Annotated in this window: 12 protein-coding genes and 1 pseudogene; 8 read left to right on the top strand and 5 right to left on the bottom strand. The window is 67.5% G+C overall.

Features of this window, described 5'->3' with window-relative positions:
- Positions 1 to 82 precede the first annotated feature (82 nt).
- Positions 83 to 1,270: a glycosyltransferase gene (locus F8S13_04595; protein ID KAB8145111.1), complete on the top strand. Its 1,188-nt coding sequence runs from the start codon at positions 83 to 85 to the stop codon at positions 1,268 to 1,270.
- Between the two features lie 244 nt (positions 1,271 to 1,514).
- Here F8S13_04595 and F8S13_04590 read toward each other — a convergent pair whose 3' ends face one another.
- Both F8S13_04590 and F8S13_04585 read right to left on the bottom strand, forming a co-directional pair.
- Positions 1,515 to 2,129, bottom strand: coding sequence for a dephospho-CoA kinase (locus F8S13_04590; protein KAB8145110.1), 615 nt, complete (start codon positions 2,127 to 2,129; stop codon positions 1,515 to 1,517).
- A 203-nt stretch (positions 2,130 to 2,332) separates the two neighbouring features.
- Positions 2,333 to 4,300: an amidohydrolase family protein gene (locus F8S13_04585; protein KAB8145109.1), complete on the bottom strand. Its 1,968-nt coding sequence runs from the start codon at positions 4,298 to 4,300 to the stop codon at positions 2,333 to 2,335.
- Positions 4,301 to 5,047: 747 nt separating this feature from the next.
- On the opposite strand from F8S13_04585, the gene F8S13_04580 reads away from it, so the two are divergent.
- Complete coding sequence (locus tag F8S13_04580; protein KAB8145108.1) at positions 5,048 to 6,589, top strand: hypothetical protein; 1,542 nt, start codon at positions 5,048 to 5,050, stop codon at positions 6,587 to 6,589.
- A 74-nt stretch (positions 6,590 to 6,663) separates the two neighbouring features.
- Here F8S13_04580 and F8S13_04575 read toward each other — a convergent pair whose 3' ends face one another.
- Both F8S13_04575 and F8S13_04570 read right to left on the bottom strand, forming a co-directional pair.
- The gene (locus F8S13_04575) at positions 6,664 to 7,485 is read right to left on the bottom strand and encodes a pyrroline-5-carboxylate reductase (protein KAB8145107.1); all 822 of its coding nucleotides are present in this window, start codon (positions 7,483 to 7,485) and stop codon (positions 6,664 to 6,666) included.
- 60 nt (positions 7,486 to 7,545) lie between these two features.
- Complete coding sequence (locus F8S13_04570) at positions 7,546 to 8,814, bottom strand: serine hydroxymethyltransferase (protein KAB8145106.1); 1,269 nt, start codon at positions 8,812 to 8,814, stop codon at positions 7,546 to 7,548.
- A gap of 484 nt (positions 8,815 to 9,298) precedes the next feature.
- Between F8S13_04570 and coaBC the strand changes: the two genes are divergently transcribed.
- The 6 genes from coaBC (at position 9,299) to F8S13_04540 (ending at position 18,126) form a co-directional block, all read left to right on the top strand.
- Positions 9,299 to 10,504 (top strand): bifunctional phosphopantothenoylcysteine decarboxylase/phosphopantothenate--cysteine ligase CoaBC, encoded by a 1,206-nt coding sequence (coaBC, locus tag F8S13_04565; GenBank protein ID KAB8145105.1) that lies wholly within the window; start codon positions 9,299 to 9,301, stop codon positions 10,502 to 10,504.
- Positions 10,505 to 10,515: 11 nt separating this feature from the next.
- Positions 10,516 to 11,745, top strand: a complete 1,230-nt coding sequence (locus F8S13_04560) for an SH3 domain-containing protein (GenBank protein ID KAB8145104.1) — start codon at positions 10,516 to 10,518, stop codon at positions 11,743 to 11,745.
- Positions 11,746 to 11,796: 51 nt separating this feature from the next.
- Complete coding sequence (gene mltG / locus F8S13_04555) at positions 11,797 to 12,894, top strand: endolytic transglycosylase MltG (protein ID KAB8145103.1); 1,098 nt, start codon at positions 11,797 to 11,799, stop codon at positions 12,892 to 12,894.
- A 6-nt stretch (positions 12,895 to 12,900) separates the two neighbouring features.
- A complete protein-coding gene (gene aroE, locus F8S13_04550; GenBank protein ID KAB8145102.1) occupies positions 12,901 to 13,731 on the top strand; it encodes a shikimate dehydrogenase in 831 nt (276 codons plus the stop codon).
- A gap of 30 nt (positions 13,732 to 13,761) precedes the next feature.
- The gene (locus F8S13_04545; GenBank protein ID KAB8145101.1) at positions 13,762 to 14,514 is read left to right on the top strand and encodes a prepilin peptidase; all 753 of its coding nucleotides are present in this window, start codon (positions 13,762 to 13,764) and stop codon (positions 14,512 to 14,514) included.
- 390 nt (positions 14,515 to 14,904) lie between these two features.
- On the top strand, positions 14,905 to 18,126 hold the full coding sequence (locus tag F8S13_04540) for a S8 family serine peptidase (GenBank protein ID KAB8145100.1): 3,222 nt from the start codon (positions 14,905 to 14,907) through the stop codon (positions 18,124 to 18,126).
- Positions 18,127 to 18,756: 630 nt separating this feature from the next.
- Here F8S13_04540 and F8S13_04535 read toward each other — a convergent pair.
- Positions 18,757 to 19,377 (bottom strand): annotated as a pseudogene (locus F8S13_04535) (calcium-binding protein).
- Between the last annotated feature and the right edge of the window lie 330 nt (positions 19,378 to 19,707).

The following is a 19,707-nucleotide window of genomic DNA, read 5'->3' as shown; positions in this document are numbered from 1 at the left end:
GGATTGCGGATCGCGAGAGACCCGCTGACAGATGGTATACTAGCACGGCGCTTTTCCGCCCGACATGACAAAACGATTGCACATGCACCTAGCCCTTCTCAGCGCCGAGTATCCGCCTACAGCCGGTGGTATTGGCGACTACACCCGCCAGCTCGGCACGGCGCTCGCGGCGCGCGGCCACGCGGTCACGATCTGGACGATTGTGGGGCAGCGCTTTGTGGTGCAGGGCCTAGCGGGCGAGCCACTGCTGGCGCTGCCCTGCGCGGGCGGGTGGGGCTGGCCCAGCTGGCGCTGCGTGGCCCAGGCGCTAGCCCAGACCCGCCCCGACGCGCTGCATATCCAGTACCAGACCGGGGCCTACGGCATGCACCCGGCCATCAACTTCCTGCCCTGGCGGCTGCGCCGCACGCCCCAGGCCCCGCCCACGCTTGTCACCGCCCACGATCTGCTGGAGCCGTACCTCTTCCCCAAGGCCGGGCCGCTGCGCCGCTACGTCACCCGCCGCCTGATCGCCGACGCCGACGCGGCCATCCTGACCAACGAGGCCGACCTGGCCCAGGCCCAGCGCTACCGCCCGCCGCCCCGCAGGCCCGCCGCGCTCATCCCCATCGGCTCGAATATCCCCACGGCGCTGCCGGATGGCTACGAGCGCGAGGCCTGGCGGCGGCAGCTTGGCCTGGCCGACGACGAGGTGCTGGTGGCCTACTTCGGGCTGATGGGGCGCAGCAAGGGCGTGGACACGCTGGTAGAGGCGCTGGCCCTGCTGCCGCCCCACATCCGCCTGCTGGTGATCGGGGGCGAGGCCAGCGCGCCGCAGGATGTGGCCTACGCCGCCGAGGTGCGGGCGAGGATCGCCGCGCTGGGCCTGGGCGGGCGCGTGCAGATCACCGGGCAGCTGCCCGAGCACGAGGTGGCCGCGCACCTGCGTGCCGCCGACATGGCCGCGCTGCCATTCGCCGACGGCGCGAGCTTCCGGCGCGGCAGCCTGCTGGCGGCGCTGGCCCACGGCGCGCCGGTGGTGACGACCGCGCCCCAGGCGGCGGGCGGCGCGCTGCGCCCACTGGTCGAGGGCGAGAGCGCCCTGCTGGTGCCGCCCGACCAACCCGCCCCGCTGGCCCAGGCCATCCTGCGCTTGGCAGGCGACCCCGCGCTGCGGGCGCGGCTGGCCGAGGGCGGGCGGCAGCTGGCCGCACAGTTCTCGTGGGAGCACATCGCCCAGCAGCACGAGCAGCTGTACCAGCAGCTTGCTCGCCGCGAAGGGGCTGATTAACCACGAAGACGCGAAGATCCGGAGATTCGGATGAACCACCAAGACCCTGATTAACCACGAAGACTCCAAGACTCCAAGATCCGGAGATTCAGGTAAACCTCCATTTTGGAGATTTCTCAAAATAATAGGGATGAAGCATCACTTGCTTCATCCCTTTCTTATGGCCATCACTTCTTCAAAACCTTGGTGTCTTGGAGTCTTGGTGGTTCCGGTCCCCGTTCTCAAACCCTTCGTGTCTTCGTGGTTACGTTCCCAGGTTCTCCCAGGCGCGGTCGATCTGGGCCAAGGTGGCATCCAGCGGGCCGCTGTTGTCGATCACCACATCGGCCTGGGCCACCTTATCGGCCTGGGGCGGCTGGGCCTCGATGCGCATGCGGGCCTCCTCGGGCGACATGCCGCGCGTGGCGATCAGGCGCTGGGCCTGCTGCTCGGGCGTGCATGTGACGACCCAGATCGCGTCGCAACGCGCCTTCCAGCCCGCCTCCAGCAGCTTGATCGCATCCACCACAGCCACGCGGGCCAGCCCCGCCCGCGCCACCTCCTCCAGCCAGCCGAACACCGTGGCCCGCACGGCGGGGTGCACGATCGCCTCCAGCCGCCGCAGGGCCTCGGCGTCGCTGAACACCACGCTGGCCAGCCGCTTGCGGTCGAGCGGCCCACCCGGCGCGGTGGCCACCTGCGGCCCGAAGGCGGCCACGATCTGCTGGTAGACCGGCTGGCCCGGCTGCTGCAGGTCGTGCGTCACGCGGTCGGCATCGATCACGGCTGCGCCGCGCCGCGCTAGCTCGGCCAGCACGGTGCTTTTGCCGCAGGCGATGTTTCCCGTCATCCCGATCAGGTAGAGCCTCTGCGCTGGCATTATGTCTCCTGGCGATGCGGTACGAGTATATGATAGGAATACAATAGCGCTATCATATGATATTCTTCGCTCTATTCATCATAGACCGACACGTCAAAGTCACAGACCGGCATGCTAAAGTCATAGACCGACATGCTAAAGTCATAGACCGACACCCAGATGATGGCCGACGCGTGTATCGGCCATCACCTGGGCGCAAATGACTACATGTCCACATACTCCTGGGTGATCAGGGCCTGCTCGGGCACGCCAAACAGCTTGAGCAGCTCGCCGATCAGGTCGATCTTGGCCTGGGCGTCGCGGCGGCTCCAGGTGCGGCTCTTGATCTCCAGGTAGGGGCTAGGCCGCCCATCGAGCGTGTCGATGTTCAGCGCGAAATCCTGGCCCTGGTAGATGAACCGCCAGCGGCGGCGGTGCTTCTCCACCTCCACCACGCGGTCGGGCTGGAAGTACTCGCGGTAGAAGCGCAGCGTGCGGTCGGCGCTAGCGGTGTAGCGAGCGCGGCTGAGCAGCACCGAGTCGGAGTAGACATCGCGCAGCTCGGGCGCGGTGAGCGTGATGGTGTACTTCGGCTCGACGCGGGCCTGCGGGTCGCGGCGGTGATCCTCGCGGATGCGCACGCGGCCCTTGGTGGCGTCGGCCCAGAGGAAGTAGGTGTCGTACTGGTCGCGCTCGCTGGTCTTGGTGATCTGGATGCGCGGGTCTTCGAGCAGCGCGGCGATGCGGTCGGCGTCGGATTGGGCGATCTGGGCCTTGAGCTGCACCTCGAAGATCTCGTCCTGCTGCACGCCGCCGATGGCCAGGATCTTGTCGAGCACGTTCGACTCGCGCTGGGCCAGAAACACATTCACCATATCGGCCACGCGCTGGGCCTCGCCAAGCACGTGCGCCTCATCCACAGTGAGCATGGTGCGGTCGCGCATCAGCCAGCGCCCGTTCACCATGGTGTCGCGCACATCGCTGGAGTGGGCGCTGTAGACCAGCTGCGAGTAGATAGCGTCGGGGGCGTACTGGTAGCGCGGCGAGCTGTGCAGCTTGCCCAGCTCGATCACCACCAGGTCGGCGCGCTTGCCCGGCTCCAGCGAGCCGATCAGGTGATCCATGTGAATGGCGCGAGCGCCGCTGGATGTGGCCAGCGCCAGCGCCTCGCGGGCGGGCACCGCCGTGGGGTCGCCGCTCACACCCTTGGGCAGCAGGGCGGCCAGGTGCACCTCGGTGAGCATGTCCTGGTCGTCGTTCGAGGCCGGGCCGTCGGTGCCCAGGCCGGTGTTCACGCCCTCGTTGATGAACTGGCGGATGGGCGCGATGCCGCTGGCCAGCTTCAGGTTGGATGTGGGGCAGGGCACCACGCCCACACGCTGCTCGCGCAGCAGGCGGATGTCGTCCTTGGTGGCGTGCACACAGTGGGCGGCGATACACTTCACATCGAACGCGCCCACGCGCTTGGCGTAGCGGATGGGCGTCACCTCGCGCTGATCCTGGCTCTCCTCCACCTCGTGGGCGGTCTCGGAGAGGTGGGTCGTCATGGGCACGTCGTACTGCTGGCAGATCCGGGCCGCCTCGCGGTAGATCTCGTCGGTGCAGGTGTAGGGCGCATGGGGCGCAACGGTGGGGATCACGCGGTCGTGGCCGTGCCACTGCTCCACAAAGCGCTGGACGCGCTCCAGGCCCTCATCGAACGAGGCCGCATCGGGGGTGGGCAGGCGCATCACGGTCTGGCCGCAGATCGCGCGCATGCCGCTCTCATCGGCGGCGCGGGCCACCTCGTCCTCGAAGTAGTACATGTCGACAAAGGTGGTGGTGCCGCTGCGGATCATCTCGGCGCAGGAGAGCATGGAGCCAGTGTAGACGAACTCGGGCGTCACAAAGCGGCTCTCGACCGGGAACATGTAGCCGAACAGCCACACGTCCAGCTGCTGGTCGGAGACCAGGCCGCGCAGCAGGCTCATGGGGATGTGGGCGTGGCCGTTAATCAGGCCGGGGATGACCGCGCACCCCGCGCAGTCGATGGTCTCGCTGGCGGCGTAGCGCGCGGCGATGGCGTCGGTCGCGCCGACGGCCACAATATCGCGCCCGCGAATGGCCAGCGCGCCATCCTGAAACACGTTGCCGCCGGGGTCCATCGTCACGATGGTGGCGTGGATGAGCAGGGTATCTACCGTCTCAGTCATAGACCGTTTCCTTATCTGTGTCGTTTATGTATGTGATCGCTAGTATACCACCCTCCTTTTTGGCGCTGGGCGGCGGGGGTGCCCATGCGCTATCGGGATACGAGAGAGACCCGATTGGCTGTCGCGCAAACACGTTGAATGCTCCATCCGACGAGTTTGGCCGTCGAGTGGACGAGCTGTATGGCCAATCCATCGAGTTTTGTGATCAAACGAAGGTACGGTGTTGGCGCGCCGCGAGCGATGGCGGTCCCGCTTATTCACTGGGTGGATGCTCTGCGCAAGCGGCAACTAGGGGCTAGCCCGCACATGGTGTCACTTTCTCTGGCTTTTTGGAAAAAAGTGCGCTGCCGCTGATTCGGCCAGGGGGCGCCTTCGTTGTTAGCGCCGGTGTTTGGTCGGTGGGTGGATGCCCTACGCGGGCGGCGCCTAGGGGCCTGCCCCTAGGAACCACGCAATAGGGTCAGGATGCGTGAGCAGCACCTTCGCCGCATGGAAAAGGTGAGATAATCTCCCCTGAATCCCTCCGTTCCCTTCGCGTCTTCGTGGCTTCGTGGTTCATCATGCTCCTTGGTGTCTTGGAGTCTTGGTGGTGAAAAAGCCTCAACGCATCGGTCACTCGCCTGCGGTCCAGACCTTGCTGTAGGAAGAGCGGCCTAAGAAAACCCCGATGTTAGGCCAAGTGTAGCTTGTCGAGGAGCGGTGGAGCGCACCAGCGCGTGCGACGCCATCGATCGATAGGAGGATGGTATGTGGAAGTGGAGCAGCGGCCTGCTGGCAGCCGCGCTGGCGGCTGGGACCATGGGGGCGAGCGATGCGGCGGCGCAGGGCGCCAGCCAGCAGTGCTTCCCCGAGACCGGCCAGTGCGTCAGCGGGCGGTTCTATGAATACTGGAAGATGAACGGCGGACTGCCCGTCTTCGGCTACCCGATCGGGCCACAGCAGGACATCCGCGACCCCGATACGGTGAATGTCTACCCCACCCAGCTGTTCGAGCGCGCCCGCTTCGAGCTGCACGCGGGCACCCCGGCCCCCTACGACGTGCAGCTGAGCCTGATCGGCAACGACGCGCTGGTGAACCGAGGCGTCTACTGGCAGACCCTGCCGCGCGTGGCACAGGCCCCCGAGGGCTGCCTGCTGTTCGAGGCCACCGGCCACACGCTGTGCGACACCGCGCAGGGCGTGGAGAACGCGCCGAATGGCACGCGCACCGGCTTCCGCAGCTACTGGGAGAGCCACGGCCTGGCCGACCCCAAGCTGGATGCCTACGGGCGCAGCCTGGCCCTGCTGGGCATGCCGATCACCGAGCCGCGCTACGAGCTGAACAGCAGCGGCACGCCGGTGATCGCCCAGTACTTCGAGCGGGCGCGGCTGGAGATGCCGCTGGGCGGCGGCGGGGTGACGCAGGGGCGGCTGGCCGCCGACCTCGCGGCTAGCGCCTACACACCCACAGCCTTCGCCACCGGGCAGGCCTCGCCGCGCAACCTGGTGTTTGATGAGAACGTGGTGTACTGGCTGACATCCGAGGGCGGCAACAGCATCTACCGCCTGGCCAAGGCGGGCGGCGCGCCCGAGATCTACGCCAGCGCCGCCGAGGGCATCGCAGGCCTTGCGGTCGATGGCAAGAACGTGTTCTGGACCAGCGGCAACCGCATCATGCGCGGCAACCTCGACCGCAGCGAGATAGCGCCGATCGCCACGCTGGATGGCCTGAGCAACGTGAACGAGCTGGCCGCCGACGAGTCGAACCTCTACTTTGTCACGCTCGACGGCACCCTGCACGAGATCTCGAAGCAGGGCGGCCAGATCATCACCATCGGCAACGATATCATGCTGAACACCAACGTCGCGCTGGATGCCGAGCACGTCTACTGGCTGGGCCAGGAGGGCGTGTACCGCGCCAGCAAGCGCGGTGGCGACCAGGTGCTGCTGGGCAAGCTGCACAACAACCTGCCCAACCGGATCGTGGTAGAGGATGGCCGAGTGTACGTGGCCACCCTGCTGGGCACCGGTGGCAGCGCCGTGGTGGCCCTGCCCGCCAGCGGCGGCGAGGCCGTGACCATCGCGACCTCGCCCACCTGGGTGCAGGCGCTGGCCACCGGCGGCGACCACATCTACTGGGCCACCGCCAATGGCGAGGTGTGGCGCATCCCCACCTCGGGCGGCACGCCGGAGCTGCTGGAGCTGGGGCAGGATAGCCCGGGCAGCCTGGCGGTGGATGGCGACAGCATCTACTGGGCCAACAACCGTGGCGACGCCGCCGTGATGCGGCTGGGCCTGACCCGCCCGTAGCGGCGGGCACAACAAGGCGGGGCAGGATCATCATCGATCCTGCCCCGCTTCATGTTGCCAAGCAAAGCGACCGCCTACTTGGGCCTGCCCAGCTCGACCGAGCGGCGGTAGGCCGCCCAGATCGCATCGGAGAGCACCGTGCGCAGGCCGCCCTTCTCCAGCTCGTACATGGCGGCGGCGGTGGTGCCGCCCGGCGAGGTGACAGCGTTACGCAGCTCGGCGGCGTGCGCGCCCGTCTCGATAGCGTAGCGCACGCTGCCCAGCATGGTCTGCTTCACCAGCTCGTCGGCCAGGTAGCGCGGCAGGCCCATGTGCACCCCCGCATCCACCATCGCCTCCAGCATCATGAAAATGTAGGCCGGGCCGGTGCCGTTCAGCGCGGTCGACATGTCCAGGTAGGTCTCGTCGCCCACGTACTGCTCTTTGCCCGCCGCGCCCAGGATCACGCTGGCCCAGCCGCGCTGCTCCTCGCTCACATCCGCCGAGGAAGTCCACACCGTCATGCCCTCGCCGATCTGGGCGGGGGTGTTGGGCATCGATCGCACCACCGCGTGGTGGTCGAGGCCCTGGGTGAACTGGCTGATCGCAGCGCCCGCCACGATCGAGATCGCCAGGGCGTCCTCGCGCAGCTGGCCGCGCAGCTCGGCCAGCACCTTGGGCAGGGTCTGCGGCTTCACGGCGAACAGCACCACCTGCGCCCAGCGCGCCGCCTCCAGGTTGTCGTCGATGGCGCGCAGGCCGGGGTAGCGCGCCTCCAGCTCGGCGCGGCGCTCGGCGCGCGGCTCGGTGGCCAGCACCTGCGCGGGGTCCACCAGCTGCTTCTTCAGCAGCCCGCCGATCAGGGCCTCGCCCATCACGCCCGCGCCGATCACGGCGATTCGCAGATCGCGTATCATCACTTGCTCCCCTCGTGGGGCGGCCCCGCCGCTGTGGTTGCGGCGGGGCCGCCGCCGCAGCTACACCGCCTCGGCGTACGCCTCGTGGCCGGGCACCGGGAAGCCAGCGCACAGCTCGCGCACCTCGGCGGCGATCCGGGCCTGCTTCTCGGTGTCGCCGATGTCGGACAGCACATCCGCGATCCAGTCGGCGATCCGGGCCATCTCGGCCTCCTTCATGCCGCGCGTGGTGACGGCGGGCGAGCCGATGCGCAGGCCGCTGGTCTTCGTGGGCGGCTGCGGGTCGTTGGGGATGGCGTTCTTGTTGGTGGTGATGCCCGCGTGGTCCAGCGCGTTCTGGGCCTGCACGCCGGTGATGCCCAGGCCGGTCAGGTCGGCCAGCATGAGGTGGTTGTCGGTGCCGCCGCTGATCAAGTTGATGCCGCGCGCCTTCAGGCCGGCGGCCAGCGCCTGGGCGTTGGCGCGGATCTGCTTGGCGTAGGCCTTGAACTCGGGGCGCAGCGCCTCGGCGAAGGCCACGGCCTTGCCCGCGATCACGTGCTCCAGCGGGCCGCCCTGGTTGCCGGGGAACACGCTTGAGTTAATCGCCTTGGCGTAGGCCGCGTCGGAGAGAATGATGCCGCCGCGCGGGCCGCGCAGGGTCTTGTGGGTCGTGGTCGTCACGATCTGGGCCACGCCCACCGGCGAGGGGTGCTCGCCAGCCGCCACCAGCCCCGCGATGTGGGCGATGTCAGCCATCAGCAGCGCCCCCACCTCATCGGCGATCGCGCGCATGCGCTGAAAGTCGATAATGCGCGGATAGGCGCTCGCGCCGGATGTGATCAGGTTGGGGCGCACCTCGCGGGCCTTGGCGGCCAGCTCGTCGTAGTCGATCTGGCCGGTGGCCGGGTCGACGCCGTAGAAGGCCGTCTTGAACCACTTGCCGCTGAAGTTCACCGGCGAGCCGTGGGTCAGGTGGCCGCCCTGGTCGAGCCGCATGCCCAGGATGGTGTCGCCCGGCTTGAGCAGCGCGGTGAACACCGCGATGTTGGCCTGCGCCCCCGAGTGGGGCTGCACGTTCACCGCATCCGCGCCGAACAGCTGCAGGGCGCGGTCGATCGCGATCTGCTCGATCTGGTCCACGAACTCGCAGCCGCCGTAGTAGCGCTTGCCCGGCAGGCCCTCGGCGTACTTGTTGGTCAGAATCGAACCCTGGGCCTCCATCACGGCGCGGCTGGTGTAGTTCTCGCTGGCGATCAGCTCAAGGCCGTCGCGCTGGCGTCGCGCCTCCTGGTCAATCAGGGCAGCGATCTCCGGATCGCTCTGGAACAGCGTGTCAAGTGCAGACATGGGGGTGACTCTCCTTGGTTATGCGGTGCGCATTCCGGCTGTGCCAACAGGGAGGCATTATACCGTATCGCCCCGATCCCATGATTCTTTTCACCGCCACGACTCCGAGACTCTTCACCACGAGGGCACGAAGCCACGAAGCGGAGAAAAGGGGGACGATTACCACCAAGACTCCAAGATACCAAGGAGAAAAAAAGGCGGTCGTCGCTGCGCAGCATCTTCGCTGTGGGCTGGATTATGGCCAGCCGTCTTGCGCTCGCGCCTTCGCTGGATGGGCTAGGCCGCTGGCGTTTTTCACTGCGGCGCAAGCGGTTTATACTGCGGCGCAGGCGGTTTGTACACCCTCTCCCCTTCGCGCCTTCGCGTCTTCGTGGTATTCGTCCCCTTCTCCCCTTGGAGCCTTGGTGTCTTGGTGGTAAAAAACCAGCGCAGCCGCCCCAGCATCATTGACGCCCCCGCATCAGGATGCTACAATGCCGCACGAATGAGCACCACGCGCAAAAAACAGATCATCCTGGGCGTCTGCGGCAGCATCGCGGCCTACAAGGCCGCCGACCTGGCCCGCAAGCTCACGCTCGGCGGCATCCAGGTGGATGTGATCATGACCGCAGCCGCGCGCCAGTTTGTTGGCGAGGCCACCTTCCAGGCGCTCACCGGCAGGCCCGTGCTGAGCGACATGTGGGCGCTGCCCGAGGATGGCGTGGTGGGCCATGTGGCGCTCGGCCAGCAGGCCGACCTGGTGGTGATCGCCCCGGCCACCGCCAACACCATCGCGCGGCTGGCGGCTGGCTTCAGCGACGACCTGCTGACGACCACCGTGCTGGCCACCCCGGCCCCCGTGCTGGTGGCCCCAGCCATGAACGTGCAGATGTACGCTAACCCAGCTACCCAGGACAACATCGCGCTGCTGCGGCGGCGCGGCGTGGTGGTGATGGAGCCGGGCTACGGGCGCATGGCCGAGCCGATGGTGGGCAGGGGGCGGCTGCCCGAGGTCGCCGAGATCGCGGGCCAGATCTACGCCATGCTGGGCCAGCGCGACGGCTCGCTGCGCGGCAACACCGTGGTGGTGACCGCCGGGGCCAACTACGAGCCGATCGACCCGGTGCGCTTTATCGGCAACCGCTCGTCGGGGCGGCAGGGCTACGCCATCGCCGCCGAAGCCCGCGACCGTGGGGCCAAGGTCATTCTGATCAGCGGGCCTGCAACTATCGACCCGCCCCACGGCGTCGAACTGGTGCGGGTCGAGACCGCGCGCGAGATGGAGCAGGCCGTCCACGCCGCCATCCCCGGCGCGGATCTGCTGGTGATGTGCGCCGCCGTGGCCGACTTCCGCGCCAGCGAGGTGGCCGAGCACAAGATCAAGAAGGGCGCGAGCGACGAGCTGGTGCTGCACCTGGCCAAAAACCCCGACATCCTGGCTGGGATCGCCGACCAGCGGCACCTGGTCAAGGTGGGCTTCGCCGCCGAGACCCGCGACATCCAGGCCTACGCGCGCGAGAAGCTGGTGCGCAAGGGGCTGGACATGATCATTGCCAACGAGGCCGTGGCCAGCATCGGCAGCGCCGAGAGCGCCGCCACGATCATCACCAGCGACCACAGCGAGCCGCTGCCGCAGCAGCCCAAAGAGCAGACCGCCGCCGCCATCCTGGATGCGGTGGAGCGGCTGTTCGCCGAGCGACTGAGACACTAAATACGCCGGCCATGCGCAGCCACCCAGCCTGCGCGGCCAATTCGATACCGATAGAGACTATGAGCGAACAGGAACAACCGGTCGAGCAGGCATCCAGCACGAACAGCAGCGGCGAGCCGACCCAGATCGGGCAGTTCCCCCAGCCAGGGGGCAGGCCCACCCGCCAGCTAGACAGCACGCAGCAGCAGCCCGCCCAGCCCGCGCAGCAGCGGCAGAACGCCGCCCTGCGCGAGCGGATCGCCACCCTGGTGGCGGCCCTGGGCGACCCCGAGCACCCCCTGCACCAGCAGGCCGTGCAAGATCTGGTGGCTATCGGCGACCCCGCCGTGCCCGCGCTGAACGAGGCGCTCAACCCGCGCAGGCCGTGGCTCACCGCCTTCCGCGCCGCCGAGGCCCTGGGCCAGATCGGCGACGGGCGGGCCACCAGCGCCCTGATCGAGGCGCTGCGCCACCCCAACAGCAACGTGCGCTGGGGCGCGGTGCGCGCGCTGGCCGTGATCGGCGACGCCCGCGCCATGCTCGATCTGCGGCGCGTGGCCCGCGACGACCGCGCCAAGACCACCTGGGGCGAGTCGATCGGCGGCGCCGCCGCCAGCGCGCTCGACCAGATGCGCTCGCAGAACGTGCTGTTCCGCAGCGCCGAGCTGATGAAGACCGCGCTGGCCTGCGTGCTGATGCTGCTGGCCCTGGTGGCCGCGGTGAGCGTGATCACCACGCTGCGCACCGAGCTGTCGCGGATCGGCCACGACGCGGTGGACACCAACGCCCTGTTCGCCCCGACCACGCCCACGCCCAACACCTCGGGCACGCCCGAGGCCACGCCCGAGGCCACCGCCCAGGCCGAGGCCACCGCCCAGGCCGGCGCGGCGGCGCTGCCCACCACCGCGCCCAATGCGTCGGATGTGGTCACCGGCACGGTGCTGATGGCCGCCAACGTGCGGTCCGAGCCAAACAGCCAGAGCGGCAACGCCAACAAGATCGGCAGCCTCAACCCTGGCGACGACATCGTCTTTCTGGCATCCACATCCGACAGCAAGTGGTACCGCATCCAGCTGGGCCAGCGCTACAAGGCCAGCTCGCGGATCGACAGCACCGACGGCACCGGCTGGGTGATCGCCACGCTGCTCTCAAAGCCCACCGGCAGCCTGCCGATCGAGCAGGCCGGCGCGCCGACCGCCACGCCCGCCGATGTGCAGCGCCTGACCGAGGCGGAGACGCCGCTGCCTACCCTTCAGCCCTAATCTGCCTGCTATGCGCGCGGCCCAGGCAGCCCGCCGCGAACGATATTTTTTATGACACAACCTCTCTCGAAGACATTGCGCGCCATCTTCCTTGGCGTCGCCCTCGTATCAGTGATGATCAGCGCCGCCAGCTACATCCTGCTGGCCGAGCTGCGCCGCACATCCGACGCCTCAAGCGCCCCGGTGGTGTTTGTGGTCGAGCCGGGCGACTCGACCAACACCATCGCCACCAAGCTGGCCGACGCCAAGCTCATCCGCGTGCCGCTGTTGTTCACCGCCCTGGTGCGCATGCAGGAGCTGGATGGCCAGCTGAAGGCCGGAACCTACAACCTGAACCACGCCATGACGATGAGCAACATCATCTCGGCGCTGCAGCTGAGCCAGGGCGTGGAAGAGGTGCAGCTGACGATTATCGAGGGCATGCGCCGCGAGCAGATCGCCGAGGCGGTGGGCGGCGCGGGCTTCGCCAACATCGACACGCAGGCCTTCCTGTCGGCCACCGCCGACGGCGCGAGCTTCAAGGATCGCCACTTCCTGCTGCGCGACCTGCCCAGCGGCGCGAGCCTAGAGGGCTACCTGTTCCCCGACACCTACCGCTTCAGCAAGACCGCCACGGTCGATCAGGTGATCAACACCATGCTGGACAACTTCGACCAAAAGTACGCCAGCTTCGAGACCTCGGTGCAGGTGCAGAGCAGTGTCCACCAGATCGTCACCATGGCCTCGATCGTGCAGCGCGAGGCCGCCCGCACCGACGAGATGCCCAAGATCGCCTCGGTGTTCTGGAACCGCCTGAAGCCCGAGAACGTGGGCGAGACCGGCGGCGGCAAGCTGCAGGCCGACCCGACGCTGCAGTACGCGCTGGGCAAAGAGGGCGACTGGTGGCCCAACCTCAGCAACCTCTCGCTGAGCGAGATCAACGGCAACACCAGCCCCTACAACACCCGCGTGCAGACCGGGCTGCCCCCCGGGCCGATCAGCTCGCCCGGCCTCGCCGCGCTTGAGGCGGCGGCCAAGCCCGATACCAGCGCGCCGTACCTGTACTTCGTGGCCTCGTGCACCGACAAGGGCGCGCACAGCTTCACCGCATCGTTCGAAGAGTTCCAGAAGCTTGAGCAGGAATACCTGGCCTGCCAGCCCCAGGAGTAGGCCGCCATGCCGACCAAAACCGCCGCCCTGCTGGGCTTCCCGCTGGGCCACAGCCTCTCGCCCAAGCTGCACGCCGCCGCCTTCGCCCACGCCGCCATCGATGGCCAGTATGTGCTGTGGGAGACCCCCGCCGAGCAGCTGGCCGAGCGCGTGGCCGCGCTGCGCGATGAGGCCATGTACGGCGCAAACGTGACGCTGCCGCACAAGCTGGCCGTGCTACCGCTGCTGGATGCCATCCACCCCGACGCCGAGCAGGTGGGCGCGGTCAACACGATCGTGCGCGGCCCGGGCGGCGCGCTCACAGGGTACAACACCGATGTGCCCGCCTTCCTGGCCGCGCTACGCGAGGACGCTGGCTTCGACCCCACGGGGCGGCGCGCGGTGGTGCTGGGCGCCAGCGGCGCGGCCCGCGCTGCCCTGGCCGCGCTGCTGGGCGCGCACGCCGCCAGCGTGGCTGTGGTCAACCGCACGCTGGAGAAGGCCGAGGATGTGCTGGGCGACGCGCTTAACGCCGCCGACTACGACCCCGCGCTCTACGCCATCACCTACGGCGACCCCGCCCTGCCCGAGCTGCTGGCCGAGGCCGAGCTGGTGGTGAACGCAACCTCGCTGGGCTGGCAGGCCGACGAGACCCCGCTGGATGCCGCGCTCATCCCCGCATCCGCCCTGGTGTACGACATGGTCTACCGCCAGACCCGGCTGCTGCGCGAGGCGGCGGCTAGGGGGGCGCGCACCCAAGATGGACTGACCATGCTGGTGCGCCAGGCCGCCCTGGCCTTCACACTCTGGACCAACGTCGAGGTTGCGCCCGAGGTGATGCTGCGCGCCGTGAGCTAAGCCACCTTCTTCAACACCCTGCGAGGCACTATGCTTGTCACCGCTGTACTGATCGCTATCCTCGGGCTTGCCATGGGCATGCTGCTGAACATCCTAGTGGTGCGCATCCCACGCGAGAAGCACATGGGCGGGTGGCCGCGCTGCACGCGTTGCGGCAAGCCGCTGGAGTTCTGGCAGGCGCTGCCGCTGGTGGGCTGGCTGGCGCAGCGCGGCAGGGCGCGCTGCTGCGGCAAGCGGCTGCACTGGGTGCACCCGCTGGTCGACGCGCTCTCGATGCTGTCGCTGGTGGTCTTCTACCTACACTACGATCTCAGTGCCCGCTTCTTCTTCCTGGCCTTTGTCGCCGCCGTGCTGCTGCTGACCGCCGCCATCGACTGGCTGCACCGCTCGATCTACACGCTATTCATCCTGGTGCCCGCGCTGCTGGCGGTGGTGGTGTCGGCGTGGGTGCCCGGGCTGGGGGTGGTGAACTCGGTGGTGGGCGCGCTGTTCGCGGGCTTCGCCTTCGTGCTGCTGTTCATGCTGGCGCGCATTCTGTTCCCCGGCAAGGCCGCGCCCTTTGGGCTGGGCGACGTGTATCTGGCGATCTTTATCGGCGCGACGGTGGGGATCGTGAACCTGATGCCCGCGCTGTTCTACGGCATCCTGGCGGCGGGCATCTACTCGGCGGGCATCATCCTGATGCGGCGGGCAGGCCGGCCCAACATGCCCGAGTACATCGCCTACGGCTCGTTCCTCTGCCTCGGCACCCTGGCGTTCCTCATGGTGCAGGCGATGATCTAGCGCGTTTGCGCGCGGGCGGCCCTGGGAAATAATCCCAGGGCCGCTTCTATTTGAGGGCGGCCCAACCCTCACAAAACTGTATTCATTTTGCTATAGAAATGATCGATTCCTACGATATACGCCCGTTGCGTATGACTAAAGAGTTATTGTAGGAACATAACGCATATGATACGATGCTCCCATAGTGGCATGACCCATCTAGGCGTCGGATAGTATGCCTGCTGTAGCGCCGTCCAGCTGGGGCCAGCGCTCTTTTTATGCCCTACCCAAGCACTGTCAGCTTTCCAAACCAAGACACGCATTGTGGTGCGGCAGCTCTGGAACACACTATCACCACACAACCGCCAGAAGCCATGCAGAGGCCGCTGTATGTGCCTACAAGGATGAGCTATGCGAAGAACCGCCACGTTTCTGCTGGCAGCGACGCTAAGCCTGACGCTCTTCGGGCCATTTGCGCAGGCTGCCCCGGTCGCCCAGACTGACCCGCCTATCGACCCGCCCTACACCGAGGTGACGCCCAGCAATGGCTCGCGCCCCGAGGGCGACGACACCGCCAGCGGCGCAGTCGCAGCCATGATCCAGCTCAACCAGCCCCCCGCCACCGAGTCCGAGGGCCGCGACCAGATCGACGCAGCCCAGCAGCAGCTGCTGCCCGCGATCGAGGCGCTGGGCGCGCAGGTGCTGTTCCGCACCCAGCTGGTCTACAACGGCATCGCGGTGACCGCCCCCGCCGAGCAGATCCCGCAGCTGCGCGCGCTGCCCGATGTCGCCGATGTGCACCTGATGACCCCGAAGGCCCAGGCTGCGGCTGAGATCCCTGCACTTATTTCTTCTTCTCTCACCGCTACAGCCCCCAGCAGCGACGGCAGCGGCGTGCGGGTGGCCGTGATCGATACCGGCATCGACTATACCCACGGCGACTTCGGCGGCGCAGGCACGCCCAGCGCCTATCAGAGCAATAACCCCAGCGTGGTCGAGCCAGGCAGCTTCCCGACCGCCAAGGTGGCCGACGGCTACGACTTCGCAGGCGACGACTACAACGCCGCAGGCACGGCCAGCAGCAGTATCCCCACCCCCGACCCCGACCCGCTCGACTGCAACGGGCGCGGCACGCACATCGCCGGGCTGGTGGCCGGGCAGGGCGTGAACGCCATCGGCGGCACCTACGGCGGCCCCTACAACAGCTCGGTCAACTACAGCGACTTCAAGATCGCGCCGGGCGTGGCCCCCAGCGCGTCGCTCTACGCGCTCAAGGTCTTCGGGTGCGGCGAAAATGCCACCACCACGCTCACCACCCAGGCGCTGGAGTGGGCGATCGACCCCAACCGCGACGGCGACACCAGCGACCATCTGGATGTGGCGATCATCGGGTCGAGCACACCCTTCGGCAGCCCCGACGACCCCGACGCCCAAGCGGTGGCCCGCGCCATCCAGGCGGGCATGGTGGTCGTCACCGCCGCAGGCGATGGCATCGGCAGCTTCTACTCGGTGCAATCGTACGGCACCGCCAACGGCGCGATCGCGGTGGGCGCATCGATCGGCAGCCCGCAGCGGCTGAGCCAGGGCGACGACGAGGAGTACACCGACCCAGCGTGCTTCGACCTCGGCTCGCTCAGCGCGCAGTTTGTGGGCAACAATATGGCGGTGCTGCGCAACCACACCCCCGCCTGCACCTTCCAGGTCGGCCTCGCTTCCTACCGCAAATTCGACGAGGTGATCGACCACCAGGAGCTGTACGACTCGGCCACCGCCGAGATCGGCCCTGGCAAGACGGTAACGCTGCAGGTGGATGTGCCCGACTGCGCGACCCAGGTGGATGTGTTCCGTGGCCCGGTACTGCACTCGCTCAACGGGCGGCGCTACTCGACCCGGCTCATCCAGGCCCAGCACGTGGGCGGCAGCCAGTACTGCGCGGCCTCCGAGGCGGCCTCGTACGGCCTGCCCAGCACCACCACGCGCGGCATCCAGCGCGGCAACGCCACGCTGAAGCCCGACATGGTCGCGCCCAGCATCAATATCAGCTCGGCGGCCATGGGCAGCGGCACTGGCAGCGCCAAGGCCAGCGCCTCGTGGGCGGGCGCGGCCCAGGTGGCTGGCGCGGCGGCGCTGCTGCGCGGCCTGCACCCCACGTGGGGGCCAGCCGAGGTGAAGGCCGCCCTGATGAACACCGCCACGCCCGTGCTGATGGATAATGGCACGCCCTACCCCACGTCGCTTGAGGGCGCGGGGCAGCTCAACCTGGCGCGGCTGGCCAGCGCCGACCTGTTCGCCTACAACAGCGCCGATGGCGATGCCGCGATCAGCTTCGGCGCGCCGGTGCTGAGCCAGCCATGGGTGGAGACGCGCACCATCGCGGTTGCCAACACCGGCACCAGCGACAAGGTGCTGACCACCACACTCCAGCTCGCCGCCCAAGAAAACGGCGTCAGCATCAGCCTGCCCAGCACGGTGAGCATTCCGGCGGGCGGAACCACGGCGGTCTCGGTGTCGATCAGCATCGACCCAGCGCTGCTGGATTTCACGCCCGATCTGGCCACCACCACCGTGCTGACCACCACCGGCAGCACGCTCACCCGCCCACGCTTCTACGTGGCCGAGCACAGCGGATTCATCCAGCTGGGCGGCGGGGCCGAGGCCATCCGCGTGCCCTTCGTGGTGATACCGCGCGCCGGGTCGGAGACCTCGGTCAGCAGCCGATCGCTGACGGTGCCCTATGGCGCGACCAGCTTCTCGCTGCCGCAGACCAACACCGGCGCGCGCAACGCGGCCATGAACATCACCAACAACCGCCACATGGCGCTGACCAGCGCGTTCCAGCTCGTGGGGACTAGCCCGGCCAACCCCATCCTGACCGGCACCCAGCAGGCTGCCGACCTGCGCTACCTCGGTATCACCAGCGACAGCCTGCTGTGGGGTGAGCCAAACATCCTGTTTTTTGGCATTGCGACCGAAGGCCCGCGATCCACACTCAACGAGATGCAGTTCCGCATCTATATCGACTCGAACCTGGATGACGTGGCCGACTATGTGCTGATCAACACCACCTGGCCCGACAGCCAGAGCCAGCCGACCGACGCCTTCCGCTTCAGCTTCTACAAGATGAACGCGGATGGCAGCATCGGCAACGTGGTGGGCGAGGGCCAGGTGAACGCCGCCGCAGCGCCCAACGACTCGCCCTATGTTGATACCGCCCCCTTCAACTCATCGGTGATCATTGCGCCGGTGGGCATGGTGACGCTCAATGTGCCCTCGGGGCAGAGCACGATCAACGTGCGGGTGGAGACGCGGCTGCGCGCGGTGGCCGGGTTCACCGCCATCGTCGATCAGCTGCCCGAGAGCGGCTGGAGCAGCTACGATATCCAGGCCCCGGCTATCGCACCCATATCCATGCTCAAGCTCTCTGGCCGCCCGCTGTTCATCGATACGCCCAGCAGCACGATCAGCGGCACGGTAAACACCACCGCGCTGGCGGCGAGCGGCGGGGCACAGATGCTGGTAATGCATATGCACAACGCCCCTGGAAGCCAGGTGGAGATCGTGAACGTTCGCACGGCGACGCCAGGGAATGATCAAGAGTACCGTATCTACTTCCCCACCATCCTCGTCCGCTAGCCCCTAGCCAGAGCGCCCGCCGCCGAGTCTATTCTCGACGGCGGGCGTTTTTGCGCTCTGCCACAAGCCGCGCATGCCTCCACCTGGAGGGCGGCGCTCCCTCGTGATACGCTATTGCACACCCAAAAGTTATAGCAAGGCCACTATGCTCAGCACCAGCGCAAAAAACCGCCGCCGGAGCATGCGCTCTCGGCGGCGGCCTCGTTCCTTGCTATTGGATAGGCTTCCCTATGGCACCACAAAGCTTGAGGATGGCTGGTTTACCGGCGATGTGTAGGTATTCCCTCCGTAGTCCCACGACACCGAGGAAGAGCCACGGTTCAGCGTGGCACCCGAGGGCGCGGTGCCCTCAACCACCATCATATTTACCGTCGAGCCGCTGGCGACCGTGATAGTACCGCTGATGTTCAGCGATACGATGCCGCCGGGTGCGGTCAGCGGCTTGTCGCAGGTGGCGGCTGATGCCACGGGGTTGGTAAGGGTGCAGGTCGAGACGGAGAAGTTCGACGGCATATTCACCGAGAACGAGTTGAGATCAATTGACCCGGTCGAGCCTGTGTTGGTAAGGTCGATCGATATATAGACCATGCCCCCCGAGGAGGAGAAGCTCGTCGTCACCCGAACACTTGTTGATGGCGTCGGCGTGGGCGTGTTCGACGGCGTCGGCGTGGGCGTGTTCGATGGCGTGGGCGTGGGCGTCGGCACCGCTGGCGTGTCGGTCGGCGTTGGTGTGTCGGTCGGCACCGCTGGCGTATCGGTCGGTGTCGGCGTTGGTGTGTCGGTCGGCGTGTTCGATGGCGTCGGCGTGTCGGTCGGCACCACTGGCGTGTCGGTCGGCGTCGGCGTGTCCGTCGGTGTTGGCGTCGGCGTGTCGGTTGGTGTCGCTGTTGGCGTATCCGTCGGCACCACCGGCGTATCGGTTGGTGTCGCTGTTGGCGTATCCGTCGGCACCACCGGCGTATCGGTTGGTGTCGCTGTTGGCGTATCCGTCGGCACCACCGGCGTATCGGTTGGTGTCGGCGTCGGCGTATCCGTCGGCACCACCGGCGTATCGGTTGGTGTCGGCGTCGGCGTATCCGTCGGCACCACCGGTGTGTCGGTTGGTGTCGGCGTCGGCGTATCAGTTGGTGTCGGGCCAACTGTTGGTGTTGGCGTATCGGTTGGTGTCGGGCCAACCGTCGGCGTCGGTGTGTCTGTCGGCGTTGGGCCAACCGTCGGCGTGTTGGTCGGCACCACCGGCGTATCGGTCGGTATCGATGTCGATGGAACTGCGGTTGTCGGCACTGGTGTATTAGTCGCAGGCACCGATGTCGCGGGCACCGGTGTATTAGTCGCAGGCACCGACGTCGCGGGCGCTGGGGTCTTGGTCGCAGGCACCGATGTCGCGGGCACCGGTGTATTAGTCGCAGGCACCGACGTCGCAGGCACTGGTGTATTAGTCGCGGGCACCGACGTCGCGGGCACCGGTGTATTAGTCGCAGGCATCGATGTCGCGGGCGCTGGGGTCTTGGTCGCAGGCACTGATGTCGCGGGCACCGATATCGCGGGCGCTGGGGTCTTGGTCGCAGGCACCGACGTCTT

The organism is Chloroflexia bacterium SDU3-3 (genome assembly GCA_009268125.1).
Taxonomy (GTDB): domain Bacteria; phylum Chloroflexota; class Chloroflexia; order Chloroflexales; family Roseiflexaceae; genus SDU3-3.
This window is presented reverse-complemented; position numbering and strand designations above follow the sequence as displayed.

Excerpts from the sequence above, each read along its gene's own strand:
- F8S13_04580 (KAB8145108.1), top strand. The coding sequence starts at position 5,048 with ATGTGGAAGTGGAGCAGCGGCCTGCTGGCAGCCGCGCTGGCGGCTGGG.
- F8S13_04575 (KAB8145107.1), bottom strand. The coding sequence starts at position 7,485 with ATGATACGCGATCTGCGAATCGCCGTGATCGGCGCGGGCGTGATGGGC.
- coaBC (KAB8145105.1), top strand. The coding sequence starts at position 9,299 with ATGAGCACCACGCGCAAAAAACAGATCATCCTGGGCGTCTGCGGCAGC.
- aroE (KAB8145102.1), top strand. The coding sequence starts at position 12,901 with ATGCCGACCAAAACCGCCGCCCTGCTGGGCTTCCCGCTGGGCCACAGC.
- mltG (KAB8145103.1), top strand. The coding sequence starts at position 11,797 with ATGACACAACCTCTCTCGAAGACATTGCGCGCCATCTTCCTTGGCGTC.
- F8S13_04590 (KAB8145110.1), bottom strand. The coding sequence starts at position 2,129 with ATGCCAGCGCAGAGGCTCTACCTGATCGGGATGACGGGAAACATCGCC.
- F8S13_04540 (KAB8145100.1), top strand. The coding sequence starts at position 14,905 with ATGCGAAGAACCGCCACGTTTCTGCTGGCAGCGACGCTAAGCCTGACG.
- F8S13_04570 (KAB8145106.1), bottom strand. The coding sequence starts at position 8,814 with ATGTCTGCACTTGACACGCTGTTCCAGAGCGATCCGGAGATCGCTGCC.
- F8S13_04545 (KAB8145101.1), top strand. The coding sequence starts at position 13,762 with ATGCTTGTCACCGCTGTACTGATCGCTATCCTCGGGCTTGCCATGGGC.
- F8S13_04585 (KAB8145109.1), bottom strand. The coding sequence starts at position 4,300 with ATGACTGAGACGGTAGATACCCTGCTCATCCACGCCACCATCGTGACG.
- F8S13_04595 (KAB8145111.1), top strand. The coding sequence starts at position 83 with ATGCACCTAGCCCTTCTCAGCGCCGAGTATCCGCCTACAGCCGGTGGT.
- F8S13_04560 (KAB8145104.1), top strand. The coding sequence starts at position 10,516 with ATGCGCAGCCACCCAGCCTGCGCGGCCAATTCGATACCGATAGAGACT.